A 19,578-nucleotide genomic window follows, 5' to 3' on the forward strand; every position below is an offset into this window, starting at 1 on the left:
CATGGAGAAATACCAGGTTAAATTTATGCCGGATCAGCAAGTGATTGAGGTGGAAAAAGGAACCTCCCTGCTCAAAGCAGCTTCTCAGGCAGGTATTTTTATAAAATCCAGCTGCGGCGGCAAAGGTACCTGTGGTGCCTGTAAAGTTACGGTGATATCCGGTGAAGCCAAAAGTGAAAGAACGGGAAATTTATCTCCGGAACAACTGAGCCGTGGGGTGCGTTTAAGCTGCCACACCTTTGTTGAAGGGGATCTGACCGTTGAGGTCCCACCGGAATCACGCCTACAAGCACATCAGGTTCTTCTTGAGAATGCCAATGCAGCGCTGCTCACAGAAACCAGTAAAGATCTGTTAACTTATTATGGGTATCATCCCCTGGCCCGCAAGGTCAATATTCGTTGCTCTGAACCTACCCTAACGGATAATGCCGGCGACTGGGCTCGTTTGTCCCTTGAGTTAAAGCGGGTGCTTCAATCCGATAAACCTTTGACCATTCCCTTATCCGTATTGCAAACTTTGCCGGAAACCTTGCGTCAGGCACATTGGGACCTATCCGTTATTTTAACGGATTTAGAATTAGGGTACACTGTGCTCCATGTGGAGCCTGCCAATGACCGCCCGTGCTATGGTTTGGCAATTGATGTGGGTACCACCACCGTGGTTGTCTACTTGGTCGATCTGGATAGCGGAGAAATCGTGGATAAACAAGGCTCCTACAATAAGCAAGCCCAATTTGGGGATGATGTCATTTCGCGGATTGTCTATGCGGTTGATAGTAAGGAGAACATGGCTGAGATTCAAAAAGCCGTAGTGGATACCGTCAATGCCCTTATTGATGGAATACTTGAGCGGCAAAGCCTGACCAGCCAGGATATAGCCAGTGCGGTGATCGCCGGCAATACGACCATGTCGCAGCTCTTCTTAGGCATCAACCCCCGTTATATTCGCTTAGAACCCTACATCCCAACCGTCAATTCCACACCGGCGGTATCAGCGCGGGAAATAGGGCTTAGACTTCTTCCTGAGGCACTCATTCATACCTATCCTTCAGTGGCCAGTTATGTGGGCGGAGATATCGTTTCCGGTGCTTTAGCCACAGATATGGCCAACTCCGATGAGATTATTTTATTTATCGATATCGGAACCAATGGGGAGATAGTGCTGGGGAATAAGGATTGGCTTGTTTCTTGTGCCTGCTCGGCCGGACCGTGTTTTGAAGGAGGAGGAATTCTCTTTGGCATGAGAGCTATGCCCGGTGCTATTGAGCGGGTGGACATTGATCCGGAAAGCCTTGATGTCAAGCTGAAAGTGGTCGGCAAGATTGCTCCTGTTGGCATCTGCGGCTCGGGATTAGTGGATTGCCTGGCCAAGCTGCGCAAGGCAGGAATTATCGATCGTGCCGGAAACTTCCAATTGGAACATCCTTCCCAATCGGCGCGGATTCGTGCCACCGAGGATGATAAAGAGTTTGTTTTGGCTTGGGCCCATCAGGCAGGGGGAGATAAGGACATTGTCATTTCCGAAAATGATGTGAAGAATCTGATTCGGGCTAAAGGGGCGATCTATGCAGGGATTCGTTCATTGCTGCAAACAGTGGCCCTGGAAATTGATATGATCGAGCGAATCGTCATTGGGGGCGGCTTCGGCAATTACCTCAATGTTCACGATTCGGTAGAAATAGGCCTGCTTCCCGACCTGCCTCAGGAAAAGTTTGAGTTCATAGGCAATTCTTCTGTTAAAGGGGCACGTCTTGCCTTGCTTTCGCAGAAGGCTTGGAACGAGGCTGCCGATCTTGCCCGCAAGATGACCTATATTGAACTGTCCATTGGCACCACTTTTATGGATGAGTTTGTATCGGCCTTGTTCCTGCCCCATACTGATTTATCGTTATTTCCTTCTGTAGAAGGAACATTTTAGGAAGCATTGGAGGGAAGAATCATGACAAAATATGTTGCAGTTGCAGGTAAAGGAGGAGTAGGCAAAACAACCTTCACAGCTCTTTTACTGCGTCAAATGGTCAAAGGATTGCAGAGTAAATCCATTCTAGCGGTGGATGCAGACCCCAATGCCAACTTGAATGAAGCTCTTGGCCTCGAGGTCACAGCAACGATTTCCGAACTTCTCGAAGATACGAAGAATCCCAAGGCCATTCCCACAGGGATGCCCAAGGATGTCTTTGTGGAATACAAACTCCAACAAAGCCTCATTGAGTCTCAGGATATTGATTTACTGGTTATGGGAGGGCCCCAGGGTCCCGGCTGTTATTGCTATCCCAACGACCTGCTCAGAAAGTATCTGGAGACCCTGGGCGACAATTATGATTATGTGACAGTGGATACCGAAGCGGGTCTTGAGCATATCAGCAGGAGAACCATTCCCCGTGTGGACGTGATGTTCGTCATCAGTGATTCTTCCGCACGAGGGATTCGTTCGGCGGGGAGAGTCTACGAACTGATTAAAGGGTTGCGCTCTGCGGTCGATGAGGTGTACCTGGTAGTGACGAAAACCACAGAGGGAAGCCTGGATTCTTTATCAGGAGAGATTGAAAAAACCGGTCTGCAATTGATCGGCGATATTCCCCTTGATCCTATGGTAGTGACCCATGACTTGGAGGGGCGTCCGCTCTATACTTTGCCGGATGACTCCCTTGCCGTTCAAGCAGTAGAAAAGATTATGAAAAAAGCCTTTAAATGAAACTAGAGAGGAGAGAGGTTCAAATGGCCGTAGCCCTCGTCAAAGAAAGATACCAAAGTAAAGTTGGAGAAGTAGTTATCGGTGCAACCGCTGCGGAAGGTGGCACCCGTACTTCTGTTGTTAAAGTAGGTGGAGACTCCACCCTGCCGTTTCTTCATTTTGAAGGAAAAGTGGAGAATCGTGCCGCTATCGCCCTGGAAGTCACCGATGTTCCTCCCGCATGGAACGATATTGTCAAAAGTCAATATGGTGATGTGATCAATGATCCTGTAGCTTGGGCCAAGAAATGCGTTGAAGAATACAATGCCGATATGATCTATCTCAAACTGATCGGAGCTAATCCGGAAGGTGAGAATCGCAGCCCTGAAGAATGCGCTAAAGTGGTGAAGGATGTCTTAGCCGCGGTTGGTGTTCCTTTAATCGTTGCTGGGTGCGAAGATCCGGAAAAGGATAATGAAGTATTGGCTGCAGTCGCCGAAGCTACTTCAGGTGAGAATCTTTTAATCGGTATCGCTGAACAAGATAATTACAAATCCATTACCGCAGCCGCCATGGTGCATAAGCATAATCTTATCGCCCGTTCACCGCTGGACATTAACATTTGCAAGCAGCTGAATATCTTAATCTCGGAAATGGGCCTGCCCCTGAACCGTATCGTGATTGACCCTATGATCGGCGGTTTGGGGTATGGTATTGAGTATGCTTACTCGATCATGGAACGGGCACGGTTAGGATCCTTAGCCAATGATAAGATGCTGTCTATGCCGATGATTTGTACAGTAGGTTATGAAGCAAACCGTGCTAAAGAAGCCAATGCCGCTGAAGAAGAGTTCCCAGGCTGGGGAGATCTGAACGATAGAGCAATCCTCTGGGAAGCTTTAACAGCGGCCGGGCTTTTGCAAGTCGGTGCCAGCATTCTCTTAATGAGAAACCCTGCAGCCGTTAAACTGGTTCAACAGAATATAGCTGATCTCATGGAGATGAATGCCTAATCGGAAGTGTCGATCTATCCGGCCGACAGGGATTATCTCTTAAATATGAAAGGATGTGGCTCAATTGATTATTATTGGTGAACGGATTAATGGAATGTTTAAGGATATCGGAGACGCTCTTCGCAATAAGGATGCCAAGCCCCTTCAACATTGGGCATTGAAACAGGAAGAAGGCGGAGCCCATTACCTTGACGTTAACTCCGGTCCGGCAGTTCCCAAAGAGGAGCGTCCTGAAGCCTATGAGTGGATGGTTAAGGTTATTCAAGAAGTCTCCAACCTGCCTCTGTGCCTGGATTCCACGAACTATGATGCTATTGAAGCCGGTTTAAAGCATCTCAAACGCCCTGGCATGATCAATTCAGTTCCTGCCGAGCGTGACAAGATTGAGCGGGTTTTCCCCATGGCTGTCCAATATAATGCATCGTTAATCGGTTTGACCATGGATAAAGTAGGGATTCCCAAAGATGCCGAAAACCGCATTGTTTTTGCCATGGAATTGGTGGCTGCAGCGGATGAATTCGGTTTACCTACCGATGAACTCTATATTGACCCCCTGATCCTGCCTTGTAATGTTGCCCAAGAGCACGCACCTGAGGTTTTGGAAGCCATCAGAATGGTCAAAACCCTGTCCAACCCAGCCCCGAAAACCGTTCTGGGCCTTTCCAACGTGTCCCAGAAATCTCCGGACCGCCATCTGATCAATCGCACCTATCTGGCCATGGCTATGGCTGCCGGCCTCGATGCGGCGATTATGGATGCCAACGATGACGATTTGGTTGACGTAGCTGCAACCGGTCAAATCCTCTTAAATAAGAGCATCTATGCCGATTCCTATTTGAAGGTTTTCCGTCAGCGGCATGCCTCGGAGAGCCCACTCACTTTGTTAAGGTGAGCAGGGCTCTCCTTTGTGTGCGCCATTGGGTTTTCAGGCGGTATAGACGGCATCACTGGTGGATGAAAGGTGTTGCTCGGGTTGCGTAGCTTTACGCACAACGTACCTTCGGGCGTGATCTCCTGAAACCTTCCACTGGAAGGTTTCTTGATCGGAGACTCACGTACTCCGTAGCTCCAGAGCTGGTCAACTCGCTTTTCTTAACAGCTACGCCAAACCCCGCTGCTTTCTGCATGTGAACCGTGGCTGCGCTACGTTAAGAAAGCTTTGTTGACCCGACCGCTCCTCCGCTAAATCCGTTCCCTTTTGTACGTAAAGCTACGCCTTGCGGGTCTCTTTAGCACTGCTTTTGGGAATCTTGTGAGCATTTTTGAGGGTTATCTTCAGGGCCTTTCCCATGCTAGCCGGCCATGCCGCCGCAAGCGGCGCCGATAAAGACGGAAAAGCGTCTCAGATCAGGCGCCTTGCCCAACGTTCTCACAACGCCCCGCTCATTCAGACCCGCAAAGCAGCCCAAGGATTTTGCTTTACGATAGGAAGCGAATTTAAGCGAGCGGAGACAAAACTTCGCGAAAAGCACGCAGCGGAGTCGGGTTGGAAACAGGACGTTTCCAACCGGCCATTGAGCAGGAGCGATTTGGCCGGCGTCCCGACGGAGCGGAGTGTTTTTCGCGTTAGTTTTGTCCGCGCAGCTTATGGAGCGACCGGTGTAAAGCAAAATCCTGGAGAATCATTTTCGGCTCCTGGAGACTCGGCTTAAAGAATCCGCTTAACCCCCCATCTTTCAGCCCAAAAACAGACATACTCTGCCGCCAAACCGCATAGCTATCATGGAAAAGATGTATGCGGAGGTGGACAATCTTGGAAGCCTTTTTCAAAGAGGATCAAGAAATTCGAGAATGGATCGACTTATTCGTGGAAAAATTACTTACTGTGAATCTGTTATCGGGAAACGAAGCTGATGGTGAATTTCATCAAGGCAGGCAGGCCATTGAAAAAATCGCATCATCATTTCAGGAGATGCTCGATCTACCGAAAGAAGTGCTCATGGATGGGATTCGCCAATTGGTGGAACAGAGATTACCGGACCATCGGGTCATAGAGAATTTTCCTGATTTTTACCGGCTTATGAATGATATGATCAGCGCAGGACTACAAAACGTAGAAATGCAGGAACCGGAGTATTTTCCCCAGCCGCTGGCTCATTTAAGGGTCCTGGGCAGTCAGGCGGAAGGTATCACTGTGCCCAGCTCCAAGGTGCCCCTTAATGGCGGGGGAGCACAAACGAAGGAATTGGATTCCTTTTTTTCACTTAAGCAGCATGTGTTGAAAACTACGGATTCACCACAAACTCTGAGTCCTAAAGAGCCTCTTAACAAGGGACCGGCGACGAATACAGAACCCCCTCCCACTTACACCGAGGTTGATGAGAAGAAAGAGCTTATGAAGCAGGAACCTCTGGATCAAGAATTGAGTGAGGATATTAAAAATAAATCAGGTTCAAATGAGCTTGGCTTTAGTCCAAACTCAAACCCAAGCCCAGCCCCGGCCCCAGACCCGGACGAAATGGACAAAGGTATCGATGATGCAATCGACGAAGTGATCGGCGAACCCCTGACAGATCCTATCGCCAAATCCCTTCATGAACTCATTGACGAGTCCTTAAAGCAGCTCTTGCTGGAATCTCATAGTGTCATTGATGAATATACTTCGGTCTATACCCAATCTCTGGAAAACCTGAAACTTAACTCAAAGGATGAGGTTCACGAAGAAGCCGTGCCGGCTCTAAGTGTTTTGACCGCCCTGCCAAGAGAAAATGAACCCGTGAAAAGTCATGGTGTGCCGCCGGCCAGGGATCCATTTCGCTTTAATGCCAATAAAAAGAAAAATAATCGGGCTGTGATTGAGCCGGCAGTCAAACCTGCAGCCGCGCCCCAGGAAATTCCTCAGAGCGGTAAAGCTCTTGCTCAAGTTCTCAAGCATCTCTGTGGAGATGCAGCGATTCAATGGAATGTCTCGGTTGATGAATATAGCTTTTTTGCTAAAATAGATAATATACTCATTCGGGTGATATCAGAGGATGACCCGTCTTTAGACGACGGCCTTACAAAAGAGATAAATGTAAAAATGAAAAAACAAGGCTATAAGGTCTTTGCTTGCAGTCAGGAGGATTTAATGTACCCACGGCGTTTAGAACGGGAAATTCGACGCGTACTGCGTTAAAAGATTGAATTTCAGCACCACTTTTGCTCAAAATTAGTAGGAGATTACAGAAATCATGTCGAATACTACCAAGAGTATTGTGGTGAAGAGAGGGACGAGAGTGGCAGACCGATTGGGTCTCATAATGAGCAACACTTTAAAAGCTATTGAGACAAGCAAAGAAGAGATTTTCTACATAGCAGAAACGACACGTGCAGAAACCCAGCGGCTTATTCAAGAGCTGGCTCAGCTCAAGGAAGAAATTGTCTATACCATTGCCGAGGTGGATAAATACCAAAAATTAGAGCGCCGGCTCCGTCAACGCTTAATGGAAGTAAGCAGAGAATTTGGCAATCATTCTGAGCAAGAGATGATAAAATCTTATACTGAAACGAAGGATGTCCAGGTTCAGCTTCAACTGATGCAATCCAAGGAGATGCAATTGCGGGCACGGCGGGATGAAATCGAACGTTCTCTGATCCAGATGGAGAAGACTATCGAGCGAGCCGAAAACTTACTCAATCAGGTAACCATGGCGATCAATCTTTTGCATGGTGGAATTTCTGAACTGAGTCAAAACAATAATCCCGAACACCGGCAGGAAATTGCCCAAAAGATCATCAGGGCTCAAGATGAAGAACGACGTCGGGTTGCCCGGGAGATTCATGATGGACCGGCTCAAAATCTGGCCAATATTGTTTTACGCTTAGAAATTGCTGAAAAACTGCTCGCACTGGATCCTACTCGAGTGCGAGCAGAGATCACGGATCTTAAAGGATTGGTCCGTTCAAATCTGCAGGATATTCGACGGATTATTTTTGACCTGCGCCCCATTGCGCTGGACAATCATGGGTTTATTTCTGCCCTGGAAAAGTATCTCATGACATTTCAGGAAACCTATCATTTGACCTGTGATTTTAAAGTGATCGGCAAAGAGAGACGTTTATTGCCGGCAGTGGAGGTAGCCTTATTCCGTTCCCTTCAGGAGGGATTGACAAATATCGCCAAGCATGCCCGTGCTGATTGGGCCAGGGTCCTTATCGAGTATGAGGAATGCCAAATTCAGATTCAAATCACGGATCGGGGGATCGGATTCAATGTGGAGGAGGCATTTGCCAATCCCGGTGACCACTTTGGGCTGGTAGGGATGAAAGAGAGAATTGAGATGTTCAATGGCCAAATGATCCTTACCTCAATTCCTAAGAAAGGGACTACGGTGAAGCTCATTGTGCCGAATTATGAGGAGGGATGGGAATGATAAGAGTCGTTATCGCAGATGATCATCCGCTCCTTCGTGAGGGATTAAGACGAATTCTTGAATTTGAAGAAGGAATCCAAGTTGTCTGTGAAGTAGGAGACGGCCAAGGTGCGATTAATGTTTCACGCACCTTGGATTTTGATATTTTATTAATGGATTTAAATATGCCTGGGGTAAATGGTTTGGAAGCCTGTCGTGTCATTCGCCGTGAAAACGAGACGATTGGCATTCTGGTGCTGACTGTGGATGATTCCGATGAAAAAGTATTTCAGGTTCTTCAATTGGGGGTTGCAGGCTATCTGTTGAAAGATGTGGATCCCAAGACCTTGATCGATTCCATTCGCAAAGTTCATTCGGGCCAGCCGATTCTTTCACCTGCAGTCACCGGTAAATTGCTGGGGCAGCTTGTTCATCCTACCCAGAACAGGGATACCTGTGGATTAAGTGACAGAGAACTGCAAATCCTAACTTATGTGGTTAAGGGGTCATCCAATCGTGAGATTGGACAGGCCTTATTCATCAGTGAAAAAACCGTCAAAAATCATCTTTCCAGTATTTTTCGCAAACTGGCGGTGGAGGATCGCACCCAAGCTGCGCTCAAAGCAGTGAAACTTAAACTTGTTCAACTGGATTAAGCTCCGGATTGAACGTTCATAAAGCAAAGTCAGCTCTGCAAACGCGATCGGGGTGAATGCTTGCTTTAAAACAGGAGGATTTCATGAAACTATATTTCTATGGAGCCGCTCAAGTCGTCACCGGATCATCTTATCTGGTTGAATCCGGAGGCTATCGAGTCCTGATCGATTGTGGACTTTTTCAAGGCTCAAAAGCCTTGAAAGAGCTGAATTATGGTGATTTTCCCTATAATCCCGCGGAACTTAATGCCGTGATCCTGACCCACGCTCATACGGATCATTCGGGCTTAATTCCGAAGCTTATCAAATATGGGTTTCAGGGAAAAATTTATGCCACCCCGGAAACCATTAAATTGTGTTCGGTGATGCTCCCGGACAGCGGTCATATTCAAGAGATGGAAGTTGAGCGCAAAAACCGCAAGCTGAAACGGGCCAGTCAGGATTTGCTAACCCCCATTTATACTGCCCAAGATGCTCAGGATTCCCTTAAATTCTTCACACCGGCTCAATATGATCAAAGCACTCAGCTTTCTCCGGAGATAAGCTTTACCTTTCACGATGCGGGCCATATCCTGGGTTCGGCATTTGTCCAAATGACAGTCAAGGAAGGTGAACTGGAGAAGACCCTTGTGTTCTCCGGGGATGTGGGGAATTCCGAGCAGCCCTTTATTGAGAATCCCCGGATTATTTGCGGCGGAGACATTGTCATTGTCGAAACAACTTATGGGGATCGCCAGCATGAGAACAGGGCCAATCGCATTCAGCATTTAGCCGAAATCATTCGCGAGGCTCACCAAGCAGGGGGAAACCTTGTCATCCCGGCTTTTGCTATCGAACGTACGCAAGACCTTTTGTTTTATATACGTAAACTGCAGACTGAAAACGAGATTCCGGTGATGCCTATTTATGTGGATAGTCCCTTGGCCATCGCCGCGACCAAGATTTTTCAGGAAAATCCTCAGAATTTCGATCAGGAGACTTTGGATATGATCCAAAGGGGTGAGCACCCCTTATTGATACCCAATGTTCATTATAGCTTAACCAGCGAAGATTCCATGGCCATCAACTCTATTCAGGGGGGCGCCATCATCATTGCCGCCAGCGGTATGGCTGACGCCGGGCGGATTAAGTATCATCTCAAATATAACCTATGGCGGGAAAATGCCACCGTTTTATTTGTCGGCTACCAAGCCCAGGGAACGTTGGGGCGGAGAATTATTGAAGGAGCCAAAGAGGTAACCATTCATGGGGAAAAGGTGGCTGTGCGCGCCAATATCCGCCGCATGGAAGGTCTATCAGCCCATGCCGATCAGCCCCAGCTCCTGGAATGGTTGTCCTGTCTGGGTGAGGATGCCGAAAATATTATCTTAGTCCACGGTGAACCTGATGTCCAAAAAACCTTTGCCCAGAAGATTCAAGAGAAGTTTGGGAAAATCCCCTGGATTCCTCAGTTGGGCGAAGCATTGGAAATTAGGAACAGGGAAGTTATCCCCTATCCGCCGTCAAAACCCTGGCTGCAGGTCATCGAGGCGGAAGCCCGACAAGCCTCAGAAACCAGGCAGGCTATGGCTCATGGCGGAGCAGAAGTAGCTCAGCTTCCGACCTTAAGCAGGGGAAAATCCGGTCAGGCTAAGATTACTCAGGCCCAGATTAATAGGGCAATGCAGCGGCTTCGCCATCGTTTAAAGGTTCTGGTGGATAACGGAAGGCGGTCGAATAATCTGGAGCATACCTTAGCTGTTATCGATACCATCACCCGCTGGCTGGACGATATGGACAACAAGAAAAAGAAGTAGGGCGATAAGCAGCCTATAAATTCACAAACTCAGCAGTTTGTTTCTTGATGCCGGAGAGGAATCTTAAGATCTCCTCTCGGCGTTTTACTGCCAGCCGTTTTCCCGTTTTCGTATAGACCTTATTAGGTAAGGCTTCAGCAAAGGTTCTGGCCCGCTCCAAGGCATCTTCAGGTGTACGGATCAACTCATCCTGGCCGATCAAGCTGAATAGACGGGTGATACCGATATTGCCCAGGTTATCCAGAATATCCGAATCCCTTAGATAAACGGCTTCGTCGCTGCGGCCCGGCTCGGAATAGTACATGTGAGATTCGACAGCTTCCAGGACAATGGGCAGTTTATCGCTGGGAAAGGCCATCCGTTGCAGTATATTGGCGGCAACCCCTTTGGAACGAAGAGAATGGTCCACATTGGCTAAGGCATAGACGGGATATCTTCCCGTATCATGAAGCATGGCTGAAAAAAAGAGGATGTCATCATCAAGATCCAGATGCTGGGACAGTTCTTTGGCCAGAAGGTAGACCCGGTTGCAGTGCTTTAAACCCCAGGCGGGGTGAGCACCGGATTGACTAATGATATGAACAAGTTCTTTTCTTTGCTCCATATTGATATCGACCTCCTAAAAATTGTATAATTATATATACGCCAAAGAGTCAATGGAGTCCTTCATAATTTTGCAGGTAATGGTATTTTTTACCTATATCTTTTCGCGCTCATCAGCCTTATTGTCTTAAATAGGGCAAATATCAGGAAGAAGTTTCGATAATTCGTAGTAATAGGTTATATTAATCGCTTGAGGAGTGAATTTCGTGCCTAGAGCCAATGTTTTTGGGAGCTTTGTACAAGCTCTTTTCTTTTCCGGTACAGTAGGAGTGCCTAAGTATTTTCTGAATCACTATTCTGAACTGGAGATCAGCCATATCGAGGCCTTATTGATTATTCAAATTATGGGAGAAATCGGGAGCAACCCCTATCCCTCTTCCCAGCTTTTAGCTCAGCGCATGAATCTTGAGGTGACCCGGGTGGAGGAGATGATAGCTCATTTAATGGCATGCAATTATCTTTCTCTTGAGCAGCAATGGGATTCTGCAGCGGGGAAATCTACCATGTCCTACAGCTTTGTCGGTCTTATCGATGAATTATCAGAACGATGGGCCATTGAACAAGTGAAGCGCTATGAAGCGGAACAGAGTCTGCAGAAAGAGCGTCTTGGCCAGCAGGAAAGCTTATCCTCTCCCAATACCATTGGCCAGATCATCAAAACCTTTGAGCAAGAATTAGGCCGCCCTCTGACTTCGATAGAGTGCGAGGTCATCGAGACCTGGATTGCCTCAAAATTCTCTGAAGAACTCATTCTGGCCGCCTTTAAGCGCGGCGTCATGGCCGGCATTCGCAACTTCCGCTATATTGACTCCATTTTGAGAGAGTGGGAAAAGAAAGGATTAAGAACTCTGCATGAGGTTGAGGCCGATGATGCCTATTTCCAAGCAAAGCATGAAAAATCCCGAGGGAAAAAGACTCCACAGCAACAGCCGGCCCGGAAAGTATCTCCGGGTAAGTATGAGGATTTTTACCTTTCCTAAGCTTATGGCCATGATTGAGTAATGAAAGGGGAGAGAGCGCCCATGAAATCCGTTAAACATATTATGCAAGAGAGTTATCTTGACGAACTTAAACATAAACGGGAACAATCTGAGTCGCCGGCAGCTCATAGCCAGCTCAAGACGTCTGTAAACTGCCCCCTCTGTGAAGACCGGGGGATAATTTTCGATGGGGAATCGGCGCGACCCTGTGCCTGTATGCGGCAAAAACGGATGGAGAACCTGTTCCGCCACGCGCGCATGGCCCGTGGATTGCTTAATTGCCGTTTTGAGGCCTTCAGACAGGAGTATTATCTGAGCCAAGCCAATCCCCAGGACCGGAGTTATCTGGAGGGAGCCTTAACGGCCTTGCATGCTTCAAAGGAGTTTGTGGCCCGTTGCCTCGACGATTATCATGGCTTAGGTTTGATCCTGATCGGGCCGGTGGGGGCCGGGAAAACCTTTCTGGCGGCAGCCATTGCCAATGCCTTAATGGAACAGGAGCATCAAGTCCTTTTCCTGGTTGTTCCGGACCTTTTGGATCAATTGCGCGCCACCTATAAAACCGATGAGAATGAATTGGATCTTTTGGATACGGCCCGGGAAATTCCTATTCTCATTTTGGATGATCTGGGGGCCCATAATTACACCGATTGGACTCGCAATCGTCTTTATTCTATTATTAATTATCGTTTGAACCAGCAGCTGCCGACGGTGATCACTTCCAATTTGTCTTTAGAGGAGATGGAAGAGCATTTGGGGGCGCGAACCACTTCGCGGCTCATTCAATCCTGCCGGATCTTCAGAATGCATGTTGAACAGGATATTCGGCTGCGCCAATATCAGGACAGAGAAAAAGAACGAAAAAAATAATAAATAAGTTAAAGAAAGTATGCATGTCTTCTCCAGGACATGCATACTTTTTCATAGAGAAGAATCCGAATGGAGGTGCCTGAAATGGCCAAAATTATTGCGATTAATCGCAAATACTTTACGTTGATTTTAAGTGCTTTGTTAGTCTGCTTAATCGGGATTGCTGGAGTAACCCTCTGGAAAACGGCACAAGTAAGTGCAAATGGACCTGTCCCAGAAGTAAAGATGCTGGGAGTTGCCGTCGAACCCGGTTCTTTTACCCAGGATTTAACTTATGGAACCGTCACAATTAAGTCCAGTCAAGTGATCAATGCCAACAAATTTGACCTCATTGCCACGGTTCAAAATACAACAAGCGGGAAGATGGCGAATATACCAGTTGAGCTGGAAGTGTCATTAGTAGGAGATAATGCGCAGAAAGTCAGCAAAATTGGCACACTGCCCTCGCTTGATCCTGGCGCTACGGCAAGAGTAGCCTTCCGGGATATTAAAGCATTAGGGGATGCTGCCGGTAAAAGCGCCACTGCCGGACAGCACAAAATCACCCTGAGAATTAAGCCCAATGCAGAAGGGGGCATTACCCAAGCCACTGAGGCCAGTTTTTTCTTTAATGTAGATTCCACTGTAAAAGCGCCTAACGCTGCGAAATAGTTGTATCTGCAATACTGATATCGGATGTGATACTAATATCAATTATGATATTAGTATTGAAAATGATATAAGTATCGGAAATGGTATAAGTATCGCACATGATAATGATATCGAACATGATAACAATTTCTAATATGATACTATAAAAAAATTGTTGAGGTGCAAAAAATTTGTACCTCTTTTTCTATTTCTTCTCTAATGGGACATAATAGGCATAGAAGTATATTCCTGCAGAAAAACCATCTCCGGCTGCCAAATTTCCGAACAGGACAATAGCAATTACCATATATTGCTAAAGAGGGGAGAGGGTGACTAAATGAATCTCCATGAATTTCTAATTTCTGATCAATGCGATACGCCGCAAGATGGTGGGCTGCAAAATATTATTGCGGGATTTGCCCTTCTAACCCGTATCAGCGCTATGCCGGGGAGCCCTGTCTTGTCATTTGTTCAACCTCTCATTATCAGTCGCTTGTTTCAGGCTTCTTGGGTTCTCCTGGGCTCCCAAATTCTCTTGCTTTTGGCAAAACATATTTTTCATCTCGAGAAATTGCCTGTTCTTGATCTGGCCAGAGGACAAAAGCTCCAGATACCTATCGAGGAACTGCAGAATTTAATTCAATATTTAGGCACCAGGCAGAAAGCTGCACCATCCAATCAGGGAGCCGCTTTTAATAACACCACCAACGGAACCGGCGCACTTGCTTTTCCCACGGAGCTGCCCCCCGATAGTCCGGTTTATGCAGCTATTTTTATATCTGTGGATTATGCAAATGAGGTGTACACGCCAACCCTGCTTGTTTATGTACCGATCTTGAGTTTTCCGGGCTTAAGAGGGGCATTGCCCTTTCTTATCCTGGCCCTATTGGCTGTTATCTTGGTGCGCTGCGTCGTCCCGCCGGAGACTACAGGGGCGAAACCGGTCCCAAAACCGAGAACGGGACAGAATCAATCCTTTAATCTCTCCTCAGAGGATGTGATGGCAATTCTAAGGCGTTTTGGCAGGTTTTTTGGCTCTCCGTAATTTGTTCGCTCCGCGAAATTAGTGTAGAATTGAGCCTGTGACGATATCTTAAAAATATTAAAGGAAGTGTATTGCTTCATGGTACAGGATAATAAGCTCGGGCGGGAACGTCTATCCAGCTTGATCATAATTTTTTGTCTATTCCTAACTGTTTTGACTTCAATAGGAGTAAATTATTTGGATGTAAAAGTACTCAATATTGAGCTCATCGATCGTGTACTCTATACAGTAATAACGGAAAAAGGCAATGTGAATATTCATCCGGATGATGTCCTGCGGATTGAACGAACCTATACCAAGGAAGCTTTCACCGGTGAAGCCGTGGAATTAGACAAGATTTACACTGACAAAGGTTTTGTTTATCTTTCTTCTCAGGCACCTTACGCTGAACTCGGTCAGAAATTAATGAATACAGTGGATTATTACGGCTTTCCTCTGTGGGAGCGTTCGGGAGTGGACTGGAATTCCCTAACAAAATACAGTTATGCTGTGGGGACTCCTGCCCAGCAGGTTCCGCTGCTCTTTTTCCTGCTCTCGCTTCAGTATGCTGCTTTAACCATAGGTGGGATAGCCTTAATTGTCCTTGTTTTTCCTCTGCGCTTAGGGGAAGAAGAGTGGGAGAGTTCTTCAGCTTTTGCTCAGGGTGAGGAGGAGTCAAACCAGGAGGAACAAGATGAACTGCGGCAGGAAGTCATGAAATCCCTGGCTAAATAATAATTCCAAAGGGTAAAAAGAGTTAAAAAAAGAGCCTGACGGCTCTTTTTCTAGATCTGGCGACTGACATATTCGACAAGGTCGACGACACGGCAGGAATAACCCCATTCATTATCATACCAAGAGATGACCTTAATAAGGTTATCCTCCATAACCATGGTGGACAGACCATCGACGATGGATGAGGCGGAGCTGCCATTGAAATCGCTGGAAACGAGGGGAAGATCGGTGTAGTCCAGGATTCCCTTCAGTTTATTTTCGCTGGCGTGGCGCAAGACTCCGTTGAGTTCTTCAATCGTGGTATTCTTCTCAATTTCGGCGACTAAATCAATCACAGAGACATTGGGTGTAGGGACACGCATGGAAAAACCGTTGAGTTTTCCCTTAAGCTCAGGCAGTACAAGGGCTACAGCCCTCGCCGCTCCTGTAGTGGTGGGGATGATGGAAAGTCCCGCCGCCCGGGCCCGGCGCAAATCTTTGTGAGATTGATCCAAAATTTGCTGGTCATTGGTGTAAGAATGAACAGTGGTCATTAATCCCCGTTTGAGCCCGAAGTTTTTGTGAATCACTTTGGCTACAGGAGCCAGACAATTGGTTGTACATGAGGCATTGGATATGATATGGTGTTTTTGCGGATCATAGATTTCTTCATTGACGCCCATGACAAGGGTAATGTCTTCTTCTTTGGCGGGAGCAGAAATAATAACTTTGCGCGCCCCATTGTTGAGGTGTTTTTGACAGGCCGGCCCATTATTGAATTTGCCGCTGGATTCAATGACAATGTCCACACCTAATTCACCCCAAGGAATATCTCCGGGATCTGTGTGGGAAACTACTTTAACCAGTTGTCCATCCACAGTGAAGCCATCTTCAGTGTGCTGGATCTGAGCAGGGAAGATACCATGTACGGAATCGTATTTTAAGAGATGAGGTAAAATCTCACCTGTCGATCGATTATTCACTGCAACGATTTCAATGTTTTCTCTTCCAAAAGCCGCTCGAAAAACGTTTCGTCCAATTCGACCAAATCCATTAATCCCAATTCGAATTGTCAACTTACCGCACTCCTTTAATCTAAATTCATATGTCCATGTGATAGTTTAACATCTTTTTCAGTATGACACAATTACTTTTAAGCGGTAAATGTGACATACTTGTGTAACTTAAAGGCAAAAATTATTGGCATATTTTTACTTTGAGGCGTTCGCGCAGTTACATGTCTATAAAGAAGGAGGTCGTTCAATGCAAGTCACGGTAACTCATATTAAAGGAATGCACTTCGAAGGAGAAGGTCAGTCCAAGCTAAAGACACAAATAGACAGCAGTGTAACCACAGGGGGCTCAGGATACGGCTCCAGCCCTATGGAGCTTGTGCTGATGGCCGTGGCAGGGTGCAGCGGCATGGATATCGTTACGATCCTGGAGAAAATGCGGATTACCTATGAACGGTTGGAAATCTCGGTAGTAGGAGAGCGGGCGGCAGAGCACCCCCGTATTTTTACCGATGTTGAATTGACATTTAAATTCTGGGGCAGTAACCTACCCCAGGAAAAACTGCTTAGGGCCATTCAATTATCCATGGAGAAATATTGCAGCGTGGCCAATATGATCGATAAAGTTGCCAACCTCACGTACAAATTGGAAACTTATCCAAATTAAAGGGGTCGTTAATAAATAATTAATATTGAGAGAGTTGAACCCATAGTGAGCATTTGCTATACTAATCGTGTTTAGGTTACCATTAGGATAAGCATTCTACTTAAGCCGCATTGAAACTGCGGCTTGTTTTTAGCTGTTCAGAAGGAAATTTCATGGTGCACAAGGGCAACCAAGGACTTCGCCTTTTTGCGATACGTGGAGATAAAACTCGGCGAAGCCGGGTTTTCTTTCACTGTCGAGAAGTGTAATTTATTTTCTTTACACTCTGCCCCAATATGATAAAATAATCGATGCTGAAAGATAGTAATGAAAAAGAACACAATTAAGGAGTGATCAGGGCGCATGATGAAGAAAAAGCGCAGGGTCCGTTGGAAAATGATTGTCGCATTTCTGGTTTTTAATATCATCTTTGCCGGTTGCCTCGTGCCCTTTGTGCTGTTTTGGGGACCCTTTGAAGCTTTAAAAGTTATGGCGGTAGGTGCTGTAGAAACATCACGTCACCCTCAGGTGGTGCGCTTCTTTCTTTCCGAGGAAAAAATCAGTGAGATTATGCACACTTATGATGATCACGGTAACCAAGTGGGCGGGAATATTGACAGACAAACCGATGTTGAGGATACTTCTTCCGGTATTGTCATTGAGGATATACAAGGTAAGAATTTTAAAGGAAAAGTTATGCTGATCAGCGATCCTAAGCGGGTTAAGTTAGCTGTTACTCAGGAAATCGGCGTTGCTGGGGAGCGGCTTTCGGATATGGTGAAACATGCTGGGGCCATTGCGGGTATCAACGCCGGAGGCTTCTATGATCCCGATGGCTCAGGCAATGGCGCCTTTCCTGATGGAATCACTGTTCAGAATGGGGAAGTCGTCCACAACAATGCAGGGAATAAAGTGGTTGATTTTATCGGGATTGATGCCGAGGGCAAACTGATTATTGGGCCTATGGATGTTAATCAAGTCAAAGAAAAGAACATCCAGGAAGGAGTAAGTTTTTACCCTCCCCTGGTTAAAAATGGCAAGCCTGCTGTCTCCGGGGACGGCGGCTGGGGGATTGCCCCCCGTACCGGAATCGGACAGCGCGCAGACGGGACCATTATTTTTGTAGTGATCGATGGACGCCAGCCCACCTGGAGTATCGGAGCAACCTTAAGAGATATGATGAATGTCTTTTTGGAGTATGACGCCGTAGAAGCGGTTAATCTGGATGGCGGCTCCTCTTCGGAGATGGTCTATAACGGCAAGATCATTAATAAGCTCTGGAATATTTTTGGCGAACGCTATATCCCCACCGGATTTGTGGTGACGCCTTAATGTGGGAAAGAATGAAGGGGGTGGATTCGTGAAACGAAAAACGCGCGCTCTGCTCAGAACAATAACCAGTTGGATTATGGTTTCATTAATGCTGCAGTTTGCTTTTTACTATTTTCTTAATTATAAAGTTGAAGGGATCATGGCGCCGGTTAATGCTCAACCCATTGTCGTTAAGAGTTTGGAAACAGAGATACCGGGTACGAATCTGGAGAACCTTCAGCTCTCTTATGGCAAAGATTATTTAGCTTATCAGGAGAATGGTGTACTCAAGGTCTATAATCTGCAACAAGAAAAAGTTGTCTTTGAGAAGTCTCCCCAAGGGGAGAGTGAATATGATATGGGGCCGATCTATTATCAATGGCTCCCGGACCGTGACACCCTTGTTTACTTCTATGCCCGCAGGAACCCCAATCCTACCACGACGGTGGTCGTTCCTGTCGAAGAGGAGCCCACGGAGCAAGGAAGCACCGGCAGCAATAACACTGCTGAGCCCGATGCCGTGGAGGATCCCAATCAGGCGCCTCCCGTTAAAAAGACCCCCAAGACCCGCACAGAAGTCCGCTATAACAATCCGCAAATCACTGAGGTTTATACTTTGGAGCTGCCTCCCAGCGATGAAGAGGAGACGGCACCCGATGATCGGTATAACCGCAGCATTGATAGTTTCCCTGCCGGCGGACAGATCAAGCAGATGGTGGTATCCACCTTTACCAACCTGCTCTACCTTGCCATTGAGAACAATGGGAAGTTTCAGCTGATGGAAATCGATATTATGAAAAATGTCCGCACCTTAAACCAGGCGGGGGAAGTCATCACCCAAATGGCCGCTTCGGATAAGTTCGGCACCCTGTATGCGAAAAGCACTTCCGGGAAATCAGAGCGAATTATTGGTTTACAGGGATGGAACAGGGAAGTGGTGTCTGATGATGCTGATGATGTGATTTTAGGCAACCGGGAAGGCATGCTCTACCTGGGGAATATTAAAGATGATAAGCTGGTAAGCATCCGCAGCGGTGAGGAAAATTCCGAAGAAAAAAGCCTGAAATTTACAACCGTTTGGGAAGGGTCCATACCTTACGATGATGCCAAAGATGTTATTATCGGGGCCAATGGTGAAATCATTGTCTATAACGATTTGACTGCCTATATTATCAAGGATGGCAGCGATAAAGAAGTAAAGCTTGACGGGGAAGAAAACTATATCTCTTCCGATGGTGTGGAAGTCATTCAAGTCACACGGGTAGGGATGTCCACCAAAGTAAAACTGCATCCACTGCAATAAGCAAAGGCGGAAGA

At 46.8% G+C, this 19,578-nt stretch carries 19 protein-coding genes; 17 read left to right on the forward strand and 2 right to left on the reverse strand.

Annotated features, from left to right (window positions below):
- Nucleotide 1: 1 nt before the first annotated feature.
- From DESLBE_RS02745 to DESLBE_RS02785, 9 genes are all read left to right on the forward strand, one after another.
- A complete protein-coding gene (locus DESLBE_RS02745) occupies nt 2-1,918 on the forward strand; it encodes an ASKHA domain-containing protein (RefSeq protein ID WP_005811724.1) in 1,917 nt (638 codons plus the stop codon).
- A gap of 21 nt (nt 1,919-1,939) precedes the next feature.
- A complete protein-coding gene (locus tag DESLBE_RS02750; protein ID WP_005811722.1) occupies nt 1,940-2,695 on the forward strand; it encodes an AAA family ATPase in 756 nt (251 codons plus the stop codon).
- Between the two features lie 23 nt (nt 2,696-2,718).
- Entirely contained in the window at nt 2,719-3,687 is a 969-nt protein-coding gene (locus DESLBE_RS02755) for an acetyl-CoA decarbonylase/synthase complex subunit delta (protein ID WP_015944232.1), read from the forward strand.
- A gap of 64 nt (nt 3,688-3,751) precedes the next feature.
- Nucleotides 3,752-4,579: a methyltetrahydrofolate cobalamin methyltransferase gene (locus DESLBE_RS02760; protein WP_144675013.1), complete on the forward strand. Its 828-nt coding sequence runs from the start codon at nt 3,752-3,754 to the stop codon at nt 4,577-4,579.
- A 397-nt stretch (nt 4,580-4,976) separates the two neighbouring features.
- On the forward strand, nt 4,977-5,339 hold the full coding sequence (locus DESLBE_RS26875) for a hypothetical protein (protein WP_011459808.1): 363 nt from the start codon (nt 4,977-4,979) through the stop codon (nt 5,337-5,339).
- Nucleotides 5,340-5,440: 101 nt separating this feature from the next.
- Complete coding sequence (locus DESLBE_RS02770) at nt 5,441-6,802, forward strand: hypothetical protein (protein ID WP_242831877.1); 1,362 nt, start codon at nt 5,441-5,443, stop codon at nt 6,800-6,802.
- 55 nt (nt 6,803-6,857) lie between these two features.
- Complete coding sequence (locus DESLBE_RS02775; RefSeq protein WP_005811712.1) at nt 6,858-8,039, forward strand: sensor histidine kinase; 1,182 nt, start codon at nt 6,858-6,860, stop codon at nt 8,037-8,039.
- Nucleotides 8,036-8,674 carry a response regulator transcription factor gene (locus DESLBE_RS02780; protein WP_015944228.1) on the forward strand — a complete coding sequence of 213 codons (639 nt, stop codon included), beginning with the start codon at nt 8,036-8,038 and terminating at the stop codon, nt 8,672-8,674. The genes DESLBE_RS02775 and DESLBE_RS02780 overlap by 4 nt, the downstream gene beginning before the upstream one ends.
- A 56-nt stretch (nt 8,675-8,730) precedes the next feature.
- Complete coding sequence (locus DESLBE_RS02785) at nt 8,731-10,470, forward strand: MBL fold metallo-hydrolase (protein ID WP_144675014.1); 1,740 nt, start codon at nt 8,731-8,733, stop codon at nt 10,468-10,470.
- Between the two features lie 13 nt (nt 10,471-10,483).
- Here DESLBE_RS02785 and DESLBE_RS02790 read toward each other — a convergent pair whose 3' ends face one another.
- Nucleotides 10,484-11,074: an HD domain-containing protein gene (locus tag DESLBE_RS02790; protein ID WP_144675015.1), complete on the reverse strand. Its 591-nt coding sequence runs from the start codon at nt 11,072-11,074 to the stop codon at nt 10,484-10,486.
- A gap of 205 nt (nt 11,075-11,279) precedes the next feature.
- On the opposite strand from DESLBE_RS02790, the gene DESLBE_RS02795 reads away from it, so the two are divergent.
- From DESLBE_RS02795 to DESLBE_RS02815, 5 genes are all read left to right on the forward strand, one after another.
- Nucleotides 11,280-12,053 carry a DnaD domain protein gene (locus tag DESLBE_RS02795; protein ID WP_144675016.1) on the forward strand — a complete coding sequence of 258 codons (774 nt, stop codon included), beginning with the start codon at nt 11,280-11,282 and terminating at the stop codon, nt 12,051-12,053.
- 42 nt (nt 12,054-12,095) lie between these two features.
- Nucleotides 12,096-12,923 carry an ATP-binding protein gene (locus DESLBE_RS02800; protein ID WP_243131219.1) on the forward strand — a complete coding sequence of 276 codons (828 nt, stop codon included), beginning with the start codon at nt 12,096-12,098 and terminating at the stop codon, nt 12,921-12,923.
- A gap of 84 nt (nt 12,924-13,007) precedes the next feature.
- The gene (locus tag DESLBE_RS02805) at nt 13,008-13,574 is read left to right on the forward strand and encodes a hypothetical protein (RefSeq protein WP_015944225.1); all 567 of its coding nucleotides are present in this window, start codon (nt 13,008-13,010) and stop codon (nt 13,572-13,574) included.
- A gap of 316 nt (nt 13,575-13,890) precedes the next feature.
- Entirely contained in the window at nt 13,891-14,598 is a 708-nt protein-coding gene (locus DESLBE_RS02810; RefSeq protein ID WP_144675018.1) for a hypothetical protein, read from the forward strand.
- A gap of 66 nt (nt 14,599-14,664) precedes the next feature.
- The gene (locus tag DESLBE_RS02815; protein WP_144675019.1) at nt 14,665-15,312 is read left to right on the forward strand and encodes a hypothetical protein; all 648 of its coding nucleotides are present in this window, start codon (nt 14,665-14,667) and stop codon (nt 15,310-15,312) included.
- A gap of 50 nt (nt 15,313-15,362) precedes the next feature.
- Here DESLBE_RS02815 and gap read toward each other — a convergent pair whose 3' ends face one another.
- The gene (gene gap / locus DESLBE_RS02820; protein ID WP_015944222.1) at nt 15,363-16,367 is read right to left on the reverse strand and encodes a type I glyceraldehyde-3-phosphate dehydrogenase; all 1,005 of its coding nucleotides are present in this window, start codon (nt 16,365-16,367) and stop codon (nt 15,363-15,365) included.
- Nucleotides 16,368-16,554: 187 nt separating this feature from the next.
- Between gap and DESLBE_RS02825 the strand changes: the two genes are divergently transcribed.
- The 3 genes from DESLBE_RS02825 (at nt 16,555) to DESLBE_RS02840 (ending at nt 19,564) form a co-directional block, all read left to right on the forward strand.
- Nucleotides 16,555-16,971, forward strand: coding sequence for an OsmC family protein (locus tag DESLBE_RS02825; RefSeq protein ID WP_005811690.1), 417 nt, complete (start codon nt 16,555-16,557; stop codon nt 16,969-16,971).
- Between the two features lie 342 nt (nt 16,972-17,313).
- Nucleotides 17,314-18,282 carry a phosphodiester glycosidase family protein gene (locus DESLBE_RS02835; protein ID WP_005811688.1) on the forward strand — a complete coding sequence of 323 codons (969 nt, stop codon included), beginning with the start codon at nt 17,314-17,316 and terminating at the stop codon, nt 18,280-18,282.
- Between the two features lies 1 nt (nt 18,283).
- Nucleotides 18,284-19,564: a hypothetical protein gene (locus DESLBE_RS02840; RefSeq protein ID WP_243131221.1), complete on the forward strand. Its 1,281-nt coding sequence runs from the start codon at nt 18,284-18,286 to the stop codon at nt 19,562-19,564.
- Nucleotides 19,565-19,578: the final 14 nt, after the last annotated feature.

Source organism: Desulfitobacterium sp. LBE, assembly GCF_007830365.1.
Taxonomy (GTDB): domain Bacteria; phylum Bacillota; class Desulfitobacteriia; order Desulfitobacteriales; family Desulfitobacteriaceae; genus Desulfitobacterium; species Desulfitobacterium hafniense.